General features: G+C 71.4%; 18 protein-coding genes. 9 read left to right on the forward strand and 9 right to left on the reverse strand.

The window, feature by feature from the left end; translation table 11 throughout:
* Nucleotides 1-1,196, forward strand: a 1,196-nt coding sequence (locus tag AAG801_RS29330) for a VWA domain-containing protein (protein ID WP_341891549.1), incomplete at its 5' end; no start/stop codon positions are given.
* Nucleotides 1,197-1,266: 70 nt separating this feature from the next.
* Nucleotides 1,267-1,965: a Crp/Fnr family transcriptional regulator gene (locus AAG801_RS29335; RefSeq protein WP_341891550.1), complete on the forward strand. Its 699-nt coding sequence runs from the start codon at nucleotides 1,267-1,269 to the stop codon at nucleotides 1,963-1,965.
* Nucleotides 1,966-2,723: 758 nt separating this feature from the next.
* On the opposite strand, the gene AAG801_RS29340 is transcribed toward AAG801_RS29335, so the two are convergent.
* The 4 genes from AAG801_RS29340 to AAG801_RS29355 are packed head-to-tail and all read right to left on the reverse strand — an operon-like array spanning nucleotide 2,724 to nucleotide 6,066.
* Nucleotides 2,724-3,383 (reverse strand): hypothetical protein, encoded by a 660-nt coding sequence (locus AAG801_RS29340; protein ID WP_341891551.1) that lies wholly within the window; start codon nucleotides 3,381-3,383, stop codon nucleotides 2,724-2,726.
* Complete coding sequence (locus AAG801_RS29345) at nucleotides 3,380-4,339, reverse strand: MlaD family protein (RefSeq protein WP_341891552.1); 960 nt, start codon at nucleotides 4,337-4,339, stop codon at nucleotides 3,380-3,382. The genes AAG801_RS29340 and AAG801_RS29345 overlap by 4 nt, the downstream gene beginning before the upstream one ends.
* Before the next feature lie 10 nt (nucleotides 4,340-4,349).
* Nucleotides 4,350-5,153 (reverse strand): ABC transporter permease, encoded by an 804-nt coding sequence (locus AAG801_RS29350; RefSeq protein ID WP_341891553.1) that lies wholly within the window; start codon nucleotides 5,151-5,153, stop codon nucleotides 4,350-4,352.
* 7 nt (nucleotides 5,154-5,160) lie between these two features.
* Nucleotides 5,161-6,066 carry a LysR family transcriptional regulator gene (locus tag AAG801_RS29355; RefSeq protein ID WP_341891554.1) on the reverse strand — a complete coding sequence of 302 codons (906 nt, stop codon included), beginning with the start codon at nucleotides 6,064-6,066 and terminating at the stop codon, nucleotides 5,161-5,163.
* 89 nt (nucleotides 6,067-6,155) lie between these two features.
* On the opposite strand from AAG801_RS29355, the gene AAG801_RS29360 reads away from it, so the two are divergent.
* From AAG801_RS29360 to AAG801_RS29375, 4 genes are read left to right on the forward strand one after another with little or no spacing between them, the layout of a single operon-like run.
* Complete coding sequence (locus tag AAG801_RS29360; protein WP_341891555.1) at nucleotides 6,156-7,109, forward strand: EamA family transporter; 954 nt, start codon at nucleotides 6,156-6,158, stop codon at nucleotides 7,107-7,109.
* A gap of 19 nt (nucleotides 7,110-7,128) precedes the next feature.
* Nucleotides 7,129-8,727: a gamma-glutamyltransferase family protein gene (locus tag AAG801_RS29365; protein ID WP_341891556.1), complete on the forward strand. Its 1,599-nt coding sequence runs from the start codon at nucleotides 7,129-7,131 to the stop codon at nucleotides 8,725-8,727.
* Entirely contained in the window at nucleotides 8,727-10,004 is a 1,278-nt protein-coding gene (locus AAG801_RS29370) for a pitrilysin family protein (protein WP_341891557.1), read from the forward strand. The genes AAG801_RS29365 and AAG801_RS29370 overlap by 1 nt, the downstream gene beginning before the upstream one ends.
* Nucleotides 9,997-10,662, forward strand: coding sequence for a trimeric intracellular cation channel family protein (locus AAG801_RS29375; protein WP_341891558.1), 666 nt, complete (start codon nucleotides 9,997-9,999; stop codon nucleotides 10,660-10,662). The genes AAG801_RS29370 and AAG801_RS29375 overlap by 8 nt, the downstream gene beginning before the upstream one ends.
* Here AAG801_RS29375 and pncB read toward each other — a convergent pair.
* From pncB to AAG801_RS29395, 4 genes are read right to left on the reverse strand one after another with little or no spacing between them, the layout of a single operon-like run.
* Nucleotides 10,619-11,860, reverse strand: coding sequence for a nicotinate phosphoribosyltransferase (gene pncB / locus AAG801_RS29380; RefSeq protein WP_341891559.1), 1,242 nt, complete (start codon nucleotides 11,858-11,860; stop codon nucleotides 10,619-10,621). The two genes, AAG801_RS29375 and pncB, sit on opposite strands and share 44 nt — an antisense overlap.
* A gap of 8 nt (nucleotides 11,861-11,868) precedes the next feature.
* Complete coding sequence (locus tag AAG801_RS29385) at nucleotides 11,869-12,693, reverse strand: isochorismatase family protein (RefSeq protein ID WP_341891560.1); 825 nt, start codon at nucleotides 12,691-12,693, stop codon at nucleotides 11,869-11,871.
* 18 nt (nucleotides 12,694-12,711) lie between these two features.
* On the reverse strand, nucleotides 12,712-13,656 hold the full coding sequence (locus AAG801_RS29390; protein WP_341891561.1) for a sugar kinase: 945 nt from the start codon (nucleotides 13,654-13,656) through the stop codon (nucleotides 12,712-12,714).
* Nucleotides 13,656-14,690 (reverse strand): SPFH domain-containing protein, encoded by a 1,035-nt coding sequence (locus tag AAG801_RS29395; RefSeq protein WP_341891562.1) that lies wholly within the window; start codon nucleotides 14,688-14,690, stop codon nucleotides 13,656-13,658. Before AAG801_RS29395 ends, AAG801_RS29390 begins: the two co-directional genes overlap by 1 nt.
* An 81-nt stretch (nucleotides 14,691-14,771) precedes the next feature.
* On the opposite strand from AAG801_RS29395, the gene AAG801_RS29400 reads away from it, so the two are divergent.
* On the forward strand, nucleotides 14,772-15,503 hold the full coding sequence (locus tag AAG801_RS29400; RefSeq protein WP_341891563.1) for an NUDIX domain-containing protein: 732 nt from the start codon (nucleotides 14,772-14,774) through the stop codon (nucleotides 15,501-15,503).
* Nucleotides 15,504-15,515: 12 nt separating this feature from the next.
* Here the strand turns inward: AAG801_RS29400 and chrA are convergent, their stop codons facing one another.
* Nucleotides 15,516-16,865, reverse strand: coding sequence for a chromate efflux transporter (gene chrA / locus AAG801_RS29405; protein ID WP_341891564.1), 1,350 nt, complete (start codon nucleotides 16,863-16,865; stop codon nucleotides 15,516-15,518).
* A 100-nt stretch (nucleotides 16,866-16,965) separates the two neighbouring features.
* On the opposite strand from chrA, the gene AAG801_RS29410 reads away from it, so the two are divergent.
* Entirely contained in the window at nucleotides 16,966-17,652 is a 687-nt protein-coding gene (locus tag AAG801_RS29410; protein WP_341891565.1) for a hypothetical protein, read from the forward strand.
* Between the two features lie 16 nt (nucleotides 17,653-17,668).
* Nucleotides 17,669-18,589: RNA methyltransferase (locus tag AAG801_RS29415; RefSeq protein ID WP_341891566.1), on the forward strand; the 921-nt coding region annotated here is incomplete at its 3' end.

Below are 18,589 nucleotides of genomic sequence, written 5' to 3' on the forward strand. Positions count from 1 at the left end.
CCGGCCGCGAGGCCGACGAGCCGGCACGCCGGGGCACCTCCACCGCCAGCGCGACGCGCCGGCGCACGCGACGCGTCGAGCAGCGGCCGGGGCGCGCGCCGCTGCTGCTGCCGTCGAAGACCGAGCAGCTGATGAGCTGGGCCGACCACGTGCCGCTGGACCGCGGCAGCGACGACGAGGACGACGGCAACGCCGTGCGCGCAGCCGACGACATGACGCAGCTCGCCATCACCCGCGACGGCAAGGCGGGCGCTGCGCGGGTGAAGTTCGATCTCGACCTGCCCAGCGCCAGCGCCGACGATGTGCCGATCGGCGAGGGCGAGACCCTGCCCGAGTGGGACTGGAAGCAGCAGCGCCTGCGTGCCGACCACTGCCGCGTGGTGACCCTGATGGCGCAGGGCGCCGCGCCCTACGCGCCGAACGCTGCGCTGCAGGCCACCGCGCGCCGGGTGCGCCGCCGCCTCGAAGTGCTGCGCGCTGCGCCGCGCTGGCAGCGCCAGTGCGCCGATGGCGAGGCGATCGATCTCGACGCCTGGGTGCGCCACGCCGCCGACGACGCCTGCGCCACCTCGGCGCGTGATCCGGCCGTGTTCGCCCGCCGCATCCGCGGCGAGCGCAGCCTGGCGACGCTGCTGCTGGCCGACCTGTCGCTGTCCACCGACGCGCATGTCGACAACGATGCCCGCGTGATCGACGTGATCCGCGAGGCGCTCTACGTCTTCGGCGAGGCGCTCGACGGCACCGGCGACGCCTTTGCCATGCTCGGCTTCAGCTCGGTGCGCCGCCACAACGTGCGCATGCAGCACCTCAAGGGTTTCGACGAGCCCTGGAGCTCCGCGGTGCGCTCGCGCGTCGGCGCCATCAAGCCCGGCTACTACACCCGCATGGGCGCGGCGCTGCGCCACGCGACGAAGCAGCTCGCGCAGCGCCCCGAGCGCCAGCGGCTGCTGATCATCCTCACCGACGGCAAGCCCAACGACCTCGACGTCTACGAAGGCCGCTGGGGGCTGGAGGACACCCGCGCGGCGGTGCACGAGGCGCGCGCCGCCGGGCTGCTGCCCTTCTGCCTGTCGATCGACGAGGAGGCGCACGACTACCTGCCGCACCTGTTCGGCCGTGGCGGCTGGGCGCAGGTAAAACGGCCGGCCGAGCTGCCGGCGCGGCTGGCAGCGGTCTACGCGACCCTGGTCCGCTGAAGTTGACGGGCGTCAAGCGTGCCCCGCTGCGGGGCATCGACACTCGCGCTGCCCTCCCAGGAAGCCCGCCGTGGAAGCCCGTACCTTCGACCTGCCGCGTTACCTCTCGGTGCTGCCGCTGTTCACCGACCTCAGCCGCCCCGAGCTGGAGCGGCTCGCGCTCGGTTGCCAGCTGCGCCGGCTGTCGCGCGGCGACACGGTGTTCCGCGTCGGCGAGCCCTGCGAGGAGTTCCACGTCACCGTCACCGGGCAGATCAAGCTGTTCGCGATCTCTCCGGCCGGGCAGGAGAAGGTGATCGAGCTGGTCGGCCCCGGCAACAGCTTTGCCGAAGCGCTGATGTTCACCGGCAAGCCCTACATCATCAACGCGCAGGCGCTGAGCGACACGCTGCTGCTGACGGTGAAGAAGGACGCCGTGGTCGGCGAGATCGAGCGCGACCCGCGCTTCGCGATGCGCATGCTGGCCGGCATCTCGCGCCGCCTGCACGGCCTGGTGCACGACGTCGAGGCCTATGCGCTGCACAGCGGCGTGCAGCGTGTCATCGGCTACCTGCTGCGCGACCAGATCGCCGAGGACTGCGTCAGCGGCGAAGTCATCACCGTGTCGCTGCCGGTCAGCAAGGCGACCATCGCCTCGCGGCTGTCGCTGACGCCGGAGTACTTCTCGCGCGTGCTGCACGAGCTGGAGGCGGCCGGCCTGGTGCGCATCGACAAGCGCGACGTGCACATCCTCGACGTGCAGCGCCTGGCCGCCTATCCGGGCCGCTGAGGACGAGTCACACGGCCGGGCGAGCGGCTGTTCGCGGCTCTTTGCTGAAGTTTGCGGGGGTCTGCTTTCGTGCCGTCCTTGAGCATCGCGGCAGGCGCTGCCCACTGTGGGCTCATGCGGCGGCGGTCGACGCTGCGCGCCGACTCCACTGCGATGCTCGCGCCGGGGTCGTGCCGCAGAACTCACTTCGCGACCTGCGGTCGCTGCGTTCAAACAACCGCGGCAAGTCAGATCACGAAGCGCGCTGACGCGCGCCGACCCCGGCGCTGCGCTTCTCGTCGCCGCCCAAATCGCCCCCAGCGGGCAGCGCCTGCCGCGAAGTCCACCACTGGTGGTGCCTCGACCGGCATGCCACCGATGGTTCAGCAAAGGCGCGCCCGGGCAGGTGGAGGCGCGCCTCTGAGGCGCCGAGAAGCACAGGGCTCGGGGCCGCGCGCGCCAGCGCGGTTCGTGATCTGACTCGTCGCGGTTGTCTGAACGCAGCGACCGCAGGTCGCGTAGTGAGTTCTGCGACGGGCCACGAGACCGAGCATCGCGGGGGAGTCGGCGCGAAGCGGCGACCGCCGAGGCGAAGCGCCGTAGCCTGCCCGGGCGCGCCTTTGCCGCGCCGCCCGCAACCCAGAGAGCAAACGTCGAAGGGCAGCTCAGGGCCGCGCGACGCCAGTCGATCGCGTGACCATCTGAGTCCTTGAACGTCGATTCACATGAGACCGACCCGCCTGGCGGGCGGCGCTGACACCCCGGCGCTGGATGCGCGATCAGCGCGAACTCGTCACCAGTTCGATGCGCCGGCGCTGTTGCGCGGCGGCCTCGGCATCGCCGGCGCGTTCGGCGCGCATGGCCAGCACGCCGAGCCAGGCCAGCAGCGGCTTGCGCCAGCCCTGCGCCGAGGCGGTGTCGGCGGCCAGCGTGATCGTCGCCGGATCAGCCAGGCCGGCGCGGAACAGCAGCGCTGCGGCGATCAGCCGCGACTGCGGATCGTCAAGGCCCTGCAGTGAGGCCGCACTGCGCGAGGCGATCGCCGCGGCGGCGCTGCGCTGGGCCGTGGGAAGCAGTTCGATCTGCGCCTGGCCCAGCGACTTGCCGGCCAGGTGATCGGCATAGGCCCGCTCCGCCGGCGCCGCATCGCCGCGCCAGCGCTCGAAGCCCTCGCAGGGCGCGAACTCCAGGCTGGCCAAGCGGGCCGCACAGCGCATCAGCTCGGCGCGGGCGACCAGCGCCGGCTGTCCGGTGCGAGCGATCAGCGCATGGCCGCGTTCGAACTCACGTTGTGCCGCGCGTGCATCGCCAGACAGCTCGGCCTTCACCGCGGCCTCGATTGCCGGCCGCGCCTGCAACTGCCAGTCGGGCGGCACCGGCCCGCTCGAGCAACCCGCCAGCATCACGCTGAACACCGCGATGGCGAGCGGGCGCCTCATTTGAGCTTCAGCTCCGTGTCGCGCTGGAACGGCCACTTGCGGTTGACCTCGTCGACCAGTTGTTCGACCTTCTTCACCGTCGCGTCGACCTCGCTGCGCAGCGCATCCAGGTCCTTCGTCGCGCCGCGCACGTTGCCGGCCACTGCCTGGGCCTCGCCGAGCAGTGCGTCGACCTTCTTCAGCGTCTCGCGCGCGTCGCCGAGCAGGCCGTTGAGCTGCACCACCGTGGCCCGGCCCTCGCCGACCAGCCCCTGCGGGCCGAGCAGTTGCGCGTCGGCCTTCGCGGTCAGGCCGTCGATGCGCGCCAGCAGCGTGTTGACGCGGTCCAGCGCCGTGCCGACCTTCTTCGCTTCGGCATCGCCGAGCAGCAGGCCGGAGGCGCCGCGCGGCCCACTGGCGCGTTCGGCCACCTGGCTGGTCAGCGTCTGCACGTTGGTCAGGCTCAGCGAGAGCGCCGAGTCCGACGCGGTCAAGCGCGTCAGGTTCTGGATCAACTCGCGCGTCTCGGAGACCAGCCGCGGCAGCTCCGCCGTGGCATCGCCGACCAGCACGCGGCGCTCGGCGCCGTCGGGCAGCGGCGGGTCGGTCAGCACGCCGCTGTAGGCCTTCAGGCTGGCGCCGCCGACCAGGCTGCGCGCCAGCGTGAACACGCTGCTTTCGCGCAGCCACCTGGCGTCCTTCACGGGAACGTCGATCAGGATGCGCGCGCTGCCGTCGTCGGCCAGTTCGATGCGGCGCACGCGGCCGATCGGGAAGCCGGAGAAGCTGATGTCCATGCCGACACGCACGCCCTCGGAGTCGTCGGCGACCAGCACCAGCCGTTGCGTCGCCTCGAAGGTGCCGCGCGCGTAGAGCAGGTAGAGCACCGTCGCCGCGACCAGCGCGACGAACAGGCCGAGCAGCAGCGCCGCCTTCAGCTCGAGGTTGTCGGGTGCCTTGTCGGGGGTGTCCTTCACGGCGTCGGTGTCAGTAGTAGTTGCCGACCAGCGAGGCGGCTTCGATGATCACGATGACCATGAACATGCGCACCAGTCCCTGCAGCTCGGCGCTGGTGTTGGCGCGGCGGCGCGGCACCGCGTCGAGCACCGAGGCGATCGGCATCAGCGCCACGGTCAGGCCGAGCAGCAGGATCTTCAGCAGAAGGATCAGCGACACCGCCGGCGAGAACACCTGACCGACGGTGTGGGTGTAGGCGGCAAAGCCGGCGCTCGTCAGGCCGTAGACCGACAGGTAGGCGACCACCAGCGTGACCACGCAGCTCACCGCAGCGAGCATCAGCCCGCAGAACGAACCGGCGACCACGCGCGGCAGCACCTCCTGGCGCAGCGGGTCGATGCCCTCGCGGGCCAGAGCGTCCCAGCCACCACCGGTGCGCAGCGTGGCCACCTCTTCGGCCAGCGGCATCGTGCAGCGCAGCGCGGCGAACAGCGCCGCGGCCAGAGGGATCAGCTCCAGCACCAGCACGCGCACCACCATCTCCAGCGCGTACTGCGTGAGGCCGTAGCTCAGCGCGGTGACCAGCACGATGCGGATGACGACGATGCTGATCAACAGGCTCAGCAGCGTGAACCACAGCAGCGACTGCGCCGTGCCGAGATAGATGTGCTTCGCCATCGCACGGCGGTTGCCTGCGCGGTAGCTCGAGGGCGACAGCGCCAGCACGCTGAGCAGTGCAGCCAGGTGGATGGTGCGCCACCAGCCCGCCAGCCATTGCACGGCGCCGCGCGCCAGTCCGGCGGCGGTGTCCTGCGGCGAGCTCAGTGGCGACATGCGGCGATCATAGGCGCCGGCGGGTGCGTGGCTCGGTGCGGGGCGCCGCCATGGCGTCGGGCGGGCGGCGCAGTGTGCGCAGCGCCTCGTCGTGCAGTGCGTCCACCGCCGCCGAATGTGCCGAGGCCTTGCTGCGCAGCACCGCCACCTCCATCGTGCCGAGCGCCGGCAGGCCCAGCTTGTCCTGCAGCAGCAGCAGGCCGGGCGGCACGCTGCAGCGCGTCAGCACGGCCACCGCGATGCCGCTTTCCACCGCGGCGATCTGCCCCGCCAGGCTGGAGCTGTTGTAGACGACGCGGTAGCTGCGCCGCTGCGCGGCCAGCGCCGCGAGCGCCTCGCGCCGCGCCAGGCTGCCCGGCTCGTAGACCGCCACCGGCAGCGGGTCGCGCCGCCAGGCTTCGTGCTGCGGCGCGCCGACCCATACGAGCGGCTCGTGGAAGAGCAGCGTGCCGCGTGTCGGCCGGTCGCGCGAGACCAGGGCCAGGTCCAGCTCGCCGCGCTGCACCCGCGGGATCAGCGAGGTCGACTGCTCGCAGTCGAGCACGATCTCGACGCCGGCGTGGCGGCCGGCGAAGCTGCGCAGCAGCGGCGTCAGGTAGGTCGCCGCGTAGTCGTCGGGCACGCCCAGCCGCACGCGGCCGCTGAGCTGCGGGCCGTGCAGCGCAGCCAGCGCCTCGCCGTGCAGCTCGAGCATGCGGCGCGCGTAGCCGAGCAGTTCGGCGCCGGTGGGCGTCAGTTCGAGGTGCCTCGGGCCGCGCAGCAGCACCGGCCGGCCGGTGGCCTCTTCGAGCTTGAGCAACTGCATGCTGACCGCCGAGGCCGAGCGGTGCAGCTGCGGAGCCGCCGCGGCCAGCGAGCCGACGTCGACCACGGCGACGAAGGCACGCAGCCAGTCGAGTTGCAGGTCGCGCATGGGGACTCCAGGAACCGTTCGATTTTCGAATGGTAGTCGGGATGAAGTTCCGCTTCTCTGACGCAGGGGTCACGGCCACGATGGCGGCCATGAATTCCGATCACATCCGTCTCCCTGTCGGCGTGAGCCGCGAGCGCGAGGGCCTCTGGCTGATGACCGCAGGCGGCGTGCTGCTCGGCACCCTGGGCGTGTTTGTCGAGGAAGCCGGCGTCTCGCCGCTGACGGCCGTCTGGTTCCGCTGCGCCTTCGGCCTGCTGGCGCTGCTGGCCTGGGGCGCCGTCGCCGGACGCCTGGGCGAACTGCGCCTGCGTGGCCGCATGCTCGCCGCGGCGTTGACAGCCGGCGTGCTGGTGGTCTTCAACTGGGCGAGCTTCTTCGCGGCCATCGAGCGCACCTCGATCGGCGTGGCCACCGTCGTCGTGCATGTGCAGCCGATCTGGGTGATGCTGATCGGCGCGTGGTGGTGGCGCGAGCGGATCTCGCCGCGCCAGGCCGTGGCGGTGGTGGTCGCGCTGCTGGGCCTGGCGCTGGCTAGCGGGGTGCTCGATGAAGGGCCGGCGGCGGTCGACCGCGCCTATCTGGTCGGCCTGCTGCTGTGCCTGGTCGGCTCGCTCAGCTATGCGGTGGTGACGCTGCTGGCCAAGGCGGCGCAGGGCATCGGCTCCTATGCCTTCGCCAGCTGGCAATGCGGCGTCGGCGCCGTGCTGCTGGTCTGGTGGCCGTGGCTGAACGGCTGGCCGCCGGCCGGGCCGGCATGGGGCTGGCTGGTCGGCCTGGGCGTGCTGCACACCGGGCTGGCCTACGTGCTGCTGTACGCCGGCATGGCGCGGCTGCCGACGGCGCGCATCGCCGTGCTGCAGTTCGTCTACCCGGGCGCGGCGGTACTCGTCGACCTGTTCGTCTACGGGCGCACGCTCAGCCCCTTGCAGACGGCCGGCATGCTGCTGATGGGCCTGGCGCTGTGGTCGGCGAACCGGCCGGCCGCGCAGGGGGACGGCGGGGCTGGCAAGATGTCGGGCCGCCGCCCGGCGGCCCCTTCGTGAACAACGCCTCCTGCAGTCCATGACCCATTCCTTCCTCGGCCGCCGCGGCATCGTCGTCGCGCCGCACAGCCTGGCTTCCGAAGCCGCCCTGCGCGTGTTGCGCGAAGGCGGCAACGCACTCGAGGCGATGATCGCTGCTGCCGCCGCCATCGCCGTCGTCTACCCGCACATGAACTCGATCGGCGGTGACGGCTTCTGGGTCATCGGCGGGCCGAGCGGCCCGCTCGCCGGCATCGACGCCAGCGGCGCCAGCGCCGCTGCTGCCACGCGCGAGCAGTACGCGCAGCGCGGGGTCAGCGGCAGCATCCCGTTCCGCGGCGGCATCGCGGCGCTGACGGTGGCCGGCACGGTGTCGGGTTGGGGCGCCGCGCATGCCTTGTCGCGTGAATGGGGCGGCACCCTGCCGCTGTCGCGCCTGCTGGAAGATGCGATCTGGTACGCCCGCGAGGGCATCCCGGTCACGCACAGCCAGCACGCCGCCACGGCCGCGAAGCGCGACGAGCTGGTGGCCATCCCCGGCTTCGCCGAGACCTTCCTCGTCGACGGTGCCGCACCCACCGCCTTCAGCCGCTTCCTGCAGCCGCGCCTGGCCGCCACGCTCTCGCGCATCGCCGAGCACGGCACCGAGGACTTCTACCGCGGTGCATTGGCGAAGCAGCTCGCCGCCGAACTGGCCGCGATCGGCAGCCCGCTGACCGCCGCCGACCTCGCCGCGCACCAGGCCAGGCGCATCGATCCGCTGACGCTGGCCATCCCTGGCGCCACGCTGGCCAACATGACACCGCCTTCGCAGGGCGTGGTCTCGCTGATGATCCTGGGCATCATGCAGCGCCTGAAGGGATGGGATGCCGATCCGACCGGCGCCGCCTTCGTGCATGCGCAGGTCGAGGCGACCAAGCAGGCCTTCGCGCTGCGCGACCGCCACGTCACCGACCCGGCCTTCATGACGATCGCGCCGCCCGATCTGCTGCGCGACGAACTGCTCGATCAACTCGCGGCGCAGATCGACCCCCAGCGTGCCGCGCCCTGGGGCAAGCGCACCGACCCCGGCGACACGGTCTGGATGGGCGTGATCGACGGCGAGGGCCGCGCGGTGTCCTTCATCCAGAGCATCTATCACGAGTTCGGCGCCGGTGTGGTGCTCGCGGAGTCGGGCGTCAACTGGCAGAACCGCGGCTGCAGCTTCAGCCTCGACCCCTCGCACATCAACCGACTGGAGCCGGGCAAGCGGCCCTTCCACACCCTCAACCCGGCGCTGGCGCGGCTGGCCGACGGCCGGCTGATGGTCTACGGCACGATGGGTGGCGACGGCCAGCCGCAGACGCAGGCGACCGTCTTCAACCGCATCCAGCGCTTCGGCCTGGAGCCGCAGGCCGCCATCGAGCTGCCGCGCTGGCTGCTCGGCCGCACCTGGGGCATGTCCAGCGACAGCCTGAAGCTCGAGGCGCGTTTCCCGGTATCGACCATCGACGCGCTGAGAGCCATGGGCCACGACGTCGAACTGCTGGCCGACTGGGACGAATCGGTCGGCCACGCCGGCGCGCTGATCCGCCAGCCGGACGGCCTGCTGATCGGCGGCTTCGACCCGCGCAGCAACGGCTCGGTGGCGGCGTTCTGATGCGCAAGCCGACGGACGAACCCGGTACCACGGTCGCCACGCTGGCCAACGGCGTGCGTGTGCTGCTGATCGACCTGCCCGGCGTGGGCAGCGCCAGCGTCAGCGTGTTCGTGCGCACCGGCAGCGCGCACGAGGGTGCGAAGCTCAACGGCATCAGCCACGTCGTCGAGCACATGGCCTTCAAGGGCACGCGCACGCGCGACTGCCAGCGCATCAACCTCGACGCCGAACGCCTGGGCGCCGAGGTCAACGCGCACACCGACAAGGACCACACCGCCTTCCACATGCGCGGCCTGGCCGACGACGCGCCGCGCTTCGTGCGCATGCTCGGCGACATCGTGCGCGAGAGCACCTTCCCGGCCGATGAGCTCGAGCGCGAGCGCCGCGTGATCCTGCACGAGATCGCCGACGACGAGGACGACCCGCTGACCATCGCCTTCCAGCTGTTCGACGAGGAGTGCTTCGGCACCCACCCGGCGGCGCTGCCGGTGATCGGCCGGCGCGCCAACATCGCGCGCTTCACGCGTGACGACCTGCTCGGCTACGTGCAACGCCAGTACAGCGGCGCCAACGTGGTGATCGGCGTGGCCGGCGCGGTGGATGCGGACGCGGTGCTCGCCGCCGCCGAAGCCGCTTTCGGCGACCTGCCGAGCGGCGAGGAGAACACGCTGACCGAGCCGGCCTGGGTCGGCGGCATCGCGACGAAGCGTCTGGTCGGCAGCAGCCAGACCCATGTCGTGATCGGCTGGCCGATCGCTTCGCTGGTCGACGACGACCCGGTCGGCGCGGTGGCCGCCGCCGTGCTCGGCGAGGGCATGAGCTCGCCGCTGCTCGACCGCATCCGCGAGCGAAAGGGGCTGGCCTACCACACGCATTGCTCGGCCGACGTGCTCGGCCGATGGGGGCAGTTCGTCATCGAGGCCTCGACCGCGCCGGAACACCTCGACGAGTTCTGCACCGAGGTCAGTGCGTTGCTGCGCGAGATGGCTGCCGGCGTCGAGCCGGTGCATCTGGAGCGCGCTCGCAACCAGCTCACGGTGCGCTCGCTGCGCACGAGCGAGCAGCCGTACCGGCGTGTCGAGGAGGCGGCGCTGGACCTGCTGTTCCTCGGCCGGGTGCGGCCGCGTGCGCAGTCGCTGGCGCGGCTGAGGCGCGTCTCGGCGGCGAAGGTCGCGCAGGCTTTCGAGGCGATGCTCGCGCAGCCGGTGGCGACCGCCATCACCGGGCGGCTGCCGCGCAACGCCCACGAGCGTGTGGCAGCGAGGTTGCATGCCTGATCCGTCGCCCGATCCGCGCCTGCTGCCGGTGCTGCTGACGGTGGTCGAGGCGCTGGCGACGATCGCCTTCGCGCTGTCGGGCCTGCTGGAAGCGGCGCGCAAGCGGCTCGATGCGGTGGGTGTCTGCGTCGTCGCCGGTCTGGCTGCCTTCGGCGGCGGCACGCTGCGCGACGTGCTGCTCGACCGGCGCCCGTTCTTCTGGGTCGAGCACGCTGCCTGGCTGTGGGCGCTGCTGGCGCTGTGCATCGCGGCGATGGCGGTGCTGCACGCGCGCCACTTCGCGCCGACCGAGCGGGCCATGCAGTGGCCCGATGCATTGGGCCTCGGCCTGTTCAGCGCCGGCGGCACGCAGATTGCGCTGGCGCAGGGTATGCCGGCGATCGTGGCGGTGCTGATGGGCGTGGTCACCGCCGTGTTCGGCGGTGTGCTGCGCGACATCGTCTGCAATCAGATCCCCAAGGCCTTCAGCGACCACCGGCCCTACGCCGTCTGCGCCTTCGTCGGCGCCTGGGTGCTGGTGGCGGCGCTGGCCCTCGGCATGCCCGAGACGGCCGCGGTGCTGCTCGCCGCCGCCGTGGCCACCGGCCTTCGCGCGCTGGCGCTGTGGACCGACTTCAGGTTGCCGGCGTGGTCGTCGGGCCACGAGCCGAACGACTGACCGGTCCTGGCACTGTCACGCCGAACACCTGGCGCAGGTAGGCGAGGAAGGTCTCGTCGTCGCAGAGCGTCTTGCCCGGGCTGTCCGACAGCTTGGCCACCGGCTGGCCGTTGCAGCGCACCAGCTTCATGACGATGTTCAGCGTTGGCAGGCCGAGGTCGTTGGTGAGATGTGTGCCGATGCCGAAGCCGACCTGCGCCCGGTCGCCGAAATGGCGGTACAGCGCGATGGCGCGCTCGATGTCCAGGCCGTCCGAGAACACCAGCCGCTTGGTGTGCGCATCGAGCTTCAGCCGCTCGTAGTGCGCCAGCGCCTTCTCGCCCCACACGACCGGGTCGCCCGAGTCGTGGCGCAAGCCGTCGAACAGCTTGGCGAAGTAGAGGTCGAAGTCGGCGAGGAAGGCGTCCATGCCGATCACGTCGGTCAGCGCGGTGCCCAGGTCGCCGCGGTACTCCTGCACCCAGTCCTCGAAGGCGGCCTTCTGGTGGTCGCGCAGCCGGTAGCCCAGCGCCTGGTAGCTCTGCAGGTACTCATGCGCCATCGTGCCGATCGGCACCAGTCCGAGGTCGCGCGCCAGCAGCACGTTGGAGGTGCCCTTGAAGTGCTCGGGCAGCGAGGCCTGGAAGGCCGACACCACCTCGCGCTGCCAGGCGCCGGAGAAGCGCCGCCGCACGCCGAAGTCGAACAGGTCGAAGGAGTGGCGCAGGCGCGTCTGTGTGGTGAAGCTGCGCAGCCGCTCGATCTTCGCGGCCAGGCGGCGGCGGCCGTCGGCCAGCGTGTCCGCGCCGGCCAGCCGCCGGCTGTAGAGCTCGTGAACGATCGCCAGCACGTGGATCTCGAAGAACATCACGTGCACCTGCGGCCCTTCTGCCACGATGTGCAGCGTCTCGCCCTCGGCCCAGGCGCGGATGAAGTCGCGCTGCAGCCGGAAGATGCGCAGGAAGTCGACGAAGTCCGGCTTGATGTAGCGAAGGCCGCGCATGTAGGCCAGCTCGTCGGGCTGGAACGACAGGCCGCACAGCGCGTCGAGCGCCTCGTTGACCTCGGGCAGCAGGTCGGCGAGCGGGAACTGCGGCGTGTTGCGGCAGACGAAGTGGTACTCGGCCTGCGTCTGCGGGTGCCGATGCAGCATCGTCTGCCACATCGTGAACTTGTAGAGGTCGGTGTCGAGCAGGCTGGTGATCGGGGCGGTGGGCATGGCAGTGCTCAGGCAGGCATGAGTTCGGCGAGCAGCTCGCTGGTCGTGGCCAGGCGGGCACCGCGCTGTTGCATCGCGGCGAGGAAGGCGGCCTGCTGCGCCTCGAAGCTGCTGACCGGGCTCATCGCATCGGTCAGCAGAACGAGCCGGTCGGCGCGGCCGCCGAGACCGTGTTCGACCAAGTGCTCGACGGTGGCCTTCACGCAGTGGCTGCCGGCCTCGCCGGCGACGATGACCCGCTCCGCGCGACCGAGGCGTTCGAGTAGCGCACGGTTGAGCTGCGTGCCCTCGTCGTCCGCCAGCGGCACCTCGGCCTGCACCGCGCTGTAGTGCTCGGTCCAGGGGTTGAGGCCCTTGAAGACGTAGTCGACGCTGCGCGAGCGGCGCTCTTCCCAGGCGGCGCAGGCGGCCTGCACCGCCGCATGCAAGTTGTGGCCCCAGGTGCCGACCTCGCAGTGCACCGGCCAGACCATCAGCGTGTAGCGGCCGCCGGCCTCCAGCGCGTCGAGGTAGGCCTGCACGCGCGTGCGGACCGAGGCGTCACGCGGCACGAACTCGCCGCTGCGCAGCTGCGCCGCGGTGATCGGCGTGAACGGAGTCACCGCGCCGCCATCACCGCGCTGCCAGAAGGTCGGGTGGGCGACGTCGAGACGGTGGTGCGAGTCGAGCGTCACGGTGATCGCGTCGATCGCGTCACCGGCGGCGGTGACGAAGTGGGCGAGCCGGCGCATGTCGGCATCCGCGCCGGGTACCGGCAGCGCCGGCGTGTGCGGGGCGGGCCCGTCGCAGAAGTCGTTCTGCGGGTCGATCACGAGCAGATGGGTGGTGGTCATGAGCGTTCTCATCCGGGTTCACACGACGAGCCGGCCTTGCCGATCGGCGATGGTGATCGTCGCCTGCAGGCCGGCACTGAAACGCAGGAAATCCGACTCCATGCCGTCGGAGAAGATCACGCCGTGTTCCGGCATTCTGGACCGGAGCACCAGCGGCTCGTCGCGCGTGGCATGGCCGAACACGATCTCGGCGCTCGACGAGCGCGAAGGGAAGGGCTCGCGCACCGCGAAGGTCAGGCGTGGCGTGTCCCAGGGCTCGGGCTGGTAGTCCGGCAGCGCGCCGCGGACCAGCGAGCGGGTGATGCCGAACGAACCGGTGACCACGCTCTTCAGCCAGGCGGTGGAGCCCAGCCCGGTCGCGACGATCAGGCCGCTGGACGATTGCAGCTCGCGGCGCTGGCCGAGCCGCAGTTCGTACAGCGCCGAGGTGTGACTGCGCGGGCCGATGAAGAGGTCGTTGACGGCGCGCAGCACCTGGCCGTCGGACAGCGTGGCCTGCGCCATCGTCACCGCCTTCGCGGCACGCCGCTCGGAGGCCACCTCGGGCAGCAGCGCGGCCAGATCGCCTGGCGCGAAGGGCAGCAGCACGCCGTCCCAGCGCTGCGGCTCGGGGTTCAGGCCGACGAGCGGCTGGCCGTCGAGGTACTTCATGGTGTTGGCGACCAGGCCGTCCTGCCCCAGCGCGACGACGATGTCGTCGGCGCCGAAGACGAAGTTGGTCAGGAAGCCGCGGTCGACCATCTGCCAGCGGCCCCAGCCCTGCAGCGTGGTGACCACGGTGTCCAGGCTCCTGGCGTAGGCGGCGTTCTCGCGCACGTAGTCGGCGAAGTCCGCCCCGAGGTGCTCGAGGTAGAACTTCGCCTGCGCGAGCGTGTGGTGCTTGGCGACCAGCTCCTCCAGCCGCGTGCGCCGCGTCACCAGCACGACCTTGCGCTCGCCCGTGCCGTTCATCGCGCTGGCCATCACGCCGCTCCCCTGTTCGCCGCGGGGGCGGCGAGCAGCGACTGCAGCAGCTCCGGCGACACGTTGAGCTGGCCGATGTGCTGGGCGCGCTCCGCGATGCCGCCGAAGGCCTGAGCGATCAGCTGGCCCGGCTGCATCGACGACGCTGCGAGCGCCTGCACCAGCCGCGGGTCGGCCTTCTCCAGCGCCTGCACCACGGCGGCGACGCGGTGCGCCTCGGCGTCGGCCAGCGCGCGGGCGTTGCGCGCCTGGCCGTCGACCAGGTCGCGGCGCTGCGCCTCCAGCGCGATGTCGGCGGCCATCTGTTCGTCGCGCAGGGTGTTCTCGCGCTTGAGCACCGCGGCCTTGGCGTCCATCTGCGTCTCGCGGATCTGGCGCTTCTTCTGCTCGACGGCGATCTCGGTGTCAAGTTCGTTCTGCCGGATCGCACGCTCGTTCTCGACCGCCGACATGCGCCGCGTGTAGACCGCCTCGTCGGCGGCCTTCAGGTTGGCTTCGCGGGCATGCGCCTCGAGCGCGCGGGCGATGTCGGGCGTGGGCTTCACCGCGACGATGGCCACGCCCAGGATCTCGAGACCCAGCGACTGGATCTCGGCCTGCGCCGCCAGCTCTTGCTGCGCGGCGCGGGCGATCGTCGCCGAGGCGCGCAGCGCCTGCTTCAGCTCGAGCGCCTGCACCGAGCGCTGCACGATCACCTCGACCTGCATCGCCACCCGGTCGCCCAGGCGCAGCGGGTCGTCGCTGACGTAGCCTTCGCCGCCGGGGGCCAGCGAGAAGTCCATCAGCGCCGCGGTGCGCCGTGGGTCGGCGATGCGGTAGGTCACCTGGCCCTGCACGGTGACGCTCTGGAAGTCGGCCGTGGTCAGCTCGAGCATGAAGGCGCGGTCCTGGCTGGCCACCGGCACGGCCACCAGCGTGCTCGCCGGCGCGTAGTAGAAGAAGGACTGGCCGGCGCCTTCGCGGATGACCTTGCCGCCCTTGAACTGCAGCAGGTGCACGGTGGGCTGGCTCTTGACGAAACGGATGCCGAACATGGGGTGTTCCTTTCTCGTGAGTTGTACAAAACAACTCTTGTGGGTTGCACAGTACAACCAAACCGGGCAGACTGCAAGCCGATGAGCGGAAAGACACCACACCTGCCCCCGGATCAGGGGCACCCGCGGCCCTTCAGCACGGTCGATCTGGCCATCTTCACGGTGCTGGACGACAGGCTGAAGGTCCTGCTGGTGCAGCGCCCGGACGGCCGCGACGAGCCCTTCCCCGGCCGTTGGGCGCTGCCCGGCGGCTTCGTCGACATGGCGCGCGACGCCGACCTGGCGGCCTGCGCGCGGCGCACGCTGCACGACAAGACCGGTGTCGACAGCCCCTACCTGGAGCAGCTCGGCAGCTGGGGCGGCGCGGCGCGCGACCCGCGCGGCTGGTCGGCCACGCATGTCTACCTGGCGTTGATGCCGGCCGGCGGTGTGGTGCTCGAGCGCGGCGGCAACGCAGCCGACGTGCGCTGGTTCGAGGTCGACGGCCGCTTGCCGCCGCTCGCCTTCGACCACGGCGAGATCCTGCGTGCGGCGGTGGAGCGGCTGCGCAGCAAGGTCGAGTACACCTCGCTGCCGGCCTTCCTGCTGGCCGAGCCGTTCACGCTGCCGCAGCTGCAGCGCATCTACGAGATCGTGCTCGGCCGGCCGGTGGACAAGAGCGGCTTCCGCACGCGCGTGCTGGCCTCCGACCTGCTCGAGGCCGAGGGCACGGTGGCCTCGGACACCGGCCGCGCCGCGCTCGGCTTCCGGCTGCGCGACCGCAGCGCGCCGGTGGTCTTTCCGCGCACCTTCAGCCCGCGCGGCGAGAAGTAGTCGCCCGGCGGCTCAGCGCAGCCCGGCCAGCGTCGCGGCCAGACCGATCAGTGCGCACGCGCCGAGCAGCGGCATCACGCCCAGCTTGAAGCGGAACAGTGCCGCGGCCGCCGCGGCCATCAGCAGCGCCGAGAAGACCTCGAAGCGCCCCGCGAAGCCCTGCGGCCACAGCACGTGGTAGGCGAAGAACAGCGCCAGGTTGAGGATCACGCCGACCACCGCCGCGGTGATTGCCGACAGCGGCGCGGTGAAGCCCAGCTTGCCGTGCGTGGCTTCCACCAGCGGCCCGCCGGCGAGGATGAAGACGAACGAGGGCAGGAAGGTGAAGAAGGTCACCACCGTGGCGGCCAGCGCGGCGCCGAGGAACAGCGCGTCCGGCCCCAGCACCGCCTGGCCCCAGCCGCCGACGAAGCCGACGAAGGCCACCACCATGATCAGCGGGCCGGGCGTCGTCTCGCCCAGCGCCAAGCCGTCGATCATCTGCGTGGCGCTGAGCCACTGGTGCGTCTCCACCGCGCCCTGGAAGACGTAGGGCAGCACCGCGTACGCACCGCCGAAAGTCAGCAGCGCGGCCTTGGTGAAGAACCAGCCCATCTGCGCCAGCGCGCCGTGCCAGCCCTGCGTGGCCACCAGCGTGCCCATCACCAGCGCCCACAGGCCGAGGCCGATGGCGAGCACGCGCGCCAGGCGGCTGGTCGCGTAGCGGGCATGCGCCGGCGTCGGCGTGTCATCGTCGATCAGCGCCGGGCCGTAGCTCGCCTTCGCCTCGGCATGACCGCCGCCGAGCGCGAAGACCTGCGGTGCGTGCCGCGAACCCAGCCAGCCGATCGCCGCCGCGGCAGCGACGATGGCCGGGAAGGGCAGGCCGAAGACGAAGATGGCGACGAAGGCCAGCGCCGCGATGCCCCACATCCAGCGGTTCTTCAGCGCCCGGCTGCCGATGCGCCAGGCGGCGTGCAGCACCAGCGCCGTCACGGCGGGCTTGAGGCCGGCGAAGATGCCGGCCACCAGCGGCACCTGGCCGAAGCGCAGGTAGATCCAGCTCAGCGCGATCAGGATGAAGAGGGATGGCAGCACGAACAGCGCCCCGGCGACGATGCCGCCGACGCTGCGGTGCATCAGCCAGCCGATGTAGGTGGCCAGCTGCTGCGCTTCCGGGCCAGGCAACACCATGCAGTAGTTCAGCGCGTGCAGGAAGCGGCGCTCGCTGATCCAGCGGCGCCGCTCGACCAGCTCCGCGTGCATGATGGCGATCTGCCCGGCCGGGCCGCCGAAGCTGATGAAGCCGAGCTGCAGCCAGAACCGCAAGGCCTCACCGAAGCGAACAGGGGCGGGCGGCGCGTCGGCCGGTATCGAAGTCATCCGTCAAGGGTATCCGAGCGTGCCACATCGTGTTTCATGGATCGGCCCGAAGCGGGTTACCCTGCGCGGTTGTTGCTGACACGAAGCGAAGAACACACCGATGTGGGGACAGAACAAACCCGTCGTGCTCTCGTACGGCCGGCCGAAGTCGCGCTTTGCGCTGCCGCCCTGGCTGGTGCTGCTGATTCTCGGTGCCGCCGCCGGCGCGGCCGGCGTGGTGTACGTGCAGGAGAAACACCTGCCGCCGCGCCTGAGCGCCAGCGCCTCGACCGAACTGCGCATCTCCTACGAGCAGGCCGACGCCGAGCGCCAGAAGCTGGCTGCCGATCTCGCCGCCGCGACCAAGAAGCTGGATGCCGCGCTGACCGACACCAAGCGCCTGAACGACGAGCTGGCCGCGGCGCGTGCCAGCAGCGAGAAGGTCCGGCTCGACCTGGAGTTCGCCGCCGACGCGCTGCCGCCCGACCCGCGTGGCGGCACGGTCGAGGTGCGCGCCGGGCGCCTGCTGCGCAAGGGCTCGGCGCTGTCCTACGAGGTGGCGCTGACCCGAGCAGGCGGCAGCAAACCGATGGCCGCGGTGCTGCAGCTGAGCATCGTCGGCGACGGGGCGAACGGTGCCGAGACGCGCGTCGTCACCAAGCCGGTGGCGCTGTCGATCGGTAGCCATGAGTTCGCGCGTGGCAGCCAGCCGCTGCCCGACGGCTTCCGGCCACGCCAGGCGACCATCACCGTGCTCGACCGGCCCGACGGCCGCCAGCTCGGCATGCGGGTGATGTACGTGAAGTGAAGTAGGCTTGCGCGCCATGCGCATCGCCGAGATCCGCCAGCGCCTGCGTGCGCTGGATGCCAAGCCCGCCCACGAGGAGCGTGTGCTGCGCCTGTGGGCGCAGGCGCGGCCGCAGACCAGCGGCCGCCGCCGTATCGAGGACTGGTTGCCGCTGCCGCTGCGCGAGGCGCTGCCGGCGATCGAGGCCGAGCTGGAATCGCTGGCCAGCGTGCGCTCGGTGCACGGCGGCGAGGACGGCTCGCAGCGCCTGCTGGTGTCGCTGGCCGACGGGCAGGCGGTTGAGAGCGTGCTGCTGCCGCGCGACGGCCTGTGCGTCTCGACCCAGGCCGGCTGCGCGGTCGGCTGCGTGTTCTGCATGACCGGGCGCGACGGCCTGCTGCGCCAGCTCGGCAGCGCCGAGATCGTCGCCCAGGTGGCGCTGGCGCGGCGCCAGCGGGCGGTGCGCAAGGTGGTCTTCATGGGCATGGGCGAGCCGGCGCACAACCTCGACAACGTGCTCGAGGCGATCGACCTGCTCGGCACCGCCGGCGGCATCGGTCACAAGCAGCTGGTGTTCTCCACGGTCGGCGACGAGCGCGTGTTCGAGCGCCTGCCGCAGGGCCGCGTCAAGCCGGCGCTGGCGCTGTCGCTGCACACGACGAAGGCGGATCTGCGCCAGCAGCTGCTGCCGCGCGCGCCGCGTTTCGATCCGGCCGACCTGGTCGAGGCCGGCGAACGTTACGCACGTGCGACCGGCTACCCGATCCAATACCAATGGACGTTGATCGAAGGCGTCAACGATGGTGACGACGAGGTCGAGGCGCTGATCGCCTTGCTCAAGGGCCGCTACGCGATCATGAACATGATCCCGTTCAATGCCGTCGACGGGCTGGATTACCGGCGCCCCTCGGCGGAACGTGCTGGCGAGATCATGCGCATGCTCAACCACCGCGGCGTG

This window comes from Variovorax sp. YR752 (genome assembly GCF_943372545.1).

What these genes read in the sequence shown, in the direction of transcription:
- AAG801_RS29340 (WP_341891551.1), bottom strand. Translation starts at nt 3,383, where the DNA reads ATGAGGCGCCCGCTCGCCATCGCGGTGTTCAGCGTGATGCTGGCGGGT.
- AAG801_RS29350 (WP_341891553.1), bottom strand. Translation starts at nt 5,153, where the DNA reads ATGTCGCCACTGAGCTCGCCGCAGGACACCGCCGCCGGACTGGCGCGC.
- AAG801_RS29355 (WP_341891554.1), bottom strand. Translation starts at nt 6,066, where the DNA reads ATGCGCGACCTGCAACTCGACTGGCTGCGTGCCTTCGTCGCCGTGGTC.
- AAG801_RS29360 (WP_341891555.1), top strand. Translation starts at nt 6,156, where the DNA reads ATGAATTCCGATCACATCCGTCTCCCTGTCGGCGTGAGCCGCGAGCGC.
- AAG801_RS29365 (WP_341891556.1), top strand. Translation starts at nt 7,129, where the DNA reads ATGACCCATTCCTTCCTCGGCCGCCGCGGCATCGTCGTCGCGCCGCAC.
- AAG801_RS29370 (WP_341891557.1), top strand. Translation starts at nt 8,727, where the DNA reads ATGCGCAAGCCGACGGACGAACCCGGTACCACGGTCGCCACGCTGGCC.
- AAG801_RS29375 (WP_341891558.1), top strand. Translation starts at nt 9,997, where the DNA reads ATGCCTGATCCGTCGCCCGATCCGCGCCTGCTGCCGGTGCTGCTGACG.
- pncB (WP_341891559.1), bottom strand. Translation starts at nt 11,860, where the DNA reads ATGCCCACCGCCCCGATCACCAGCCTGCTCGACACCGACCTCTACAAG.
- AAG801_RS29385 (WP_341891560.1), bottom strand. Translation starts at nt 12,693, where the DNA reads ATGACCACCACCCATCTGCTCGTGATCGACCCGCAGAACGACTTCTGC.
- AAG801_RS29390 (WP_341891561.1), bottom strand. Translation starts at nt 13,656, where the DNA reads ATGGCCAGCGCGATGAACGGCACGGGCGAGCGCAAGGTCGTGCTGGTG.
- AAG801_RS29395 (WP_341891562.1), bottom strand. Translation starts at nt 14,690, where the DNA reads ATGTTCGGCATCCGTTTCGTCAAGAGCCAGCCCACCGTGCACCTGCTG.
- AAG801_RS29400 (WP_341891563.1), top strand. Translation starts at nt 14,772, where the DNA reads ATGAGCGGAAAGACACCACACCTGCCCCCGGATCAGGGGCACCCGCGG.
- chrA (WP_341891564.1), bottom strand. Translation starts at nt 16,865, where the DNA reads ATGACTTCGATACCGGCCGACGCGCCGCCCGCCCCTGTTCGCTTCGGT.
- AAG801_RS29410 (WP_341891565.1), top strand. Translation starts at nt 16,966, where the DNA reads ATGTGGGGACAGAACAAACCCGTCGTGCTCTCGTACGGCCGGCCGAAG.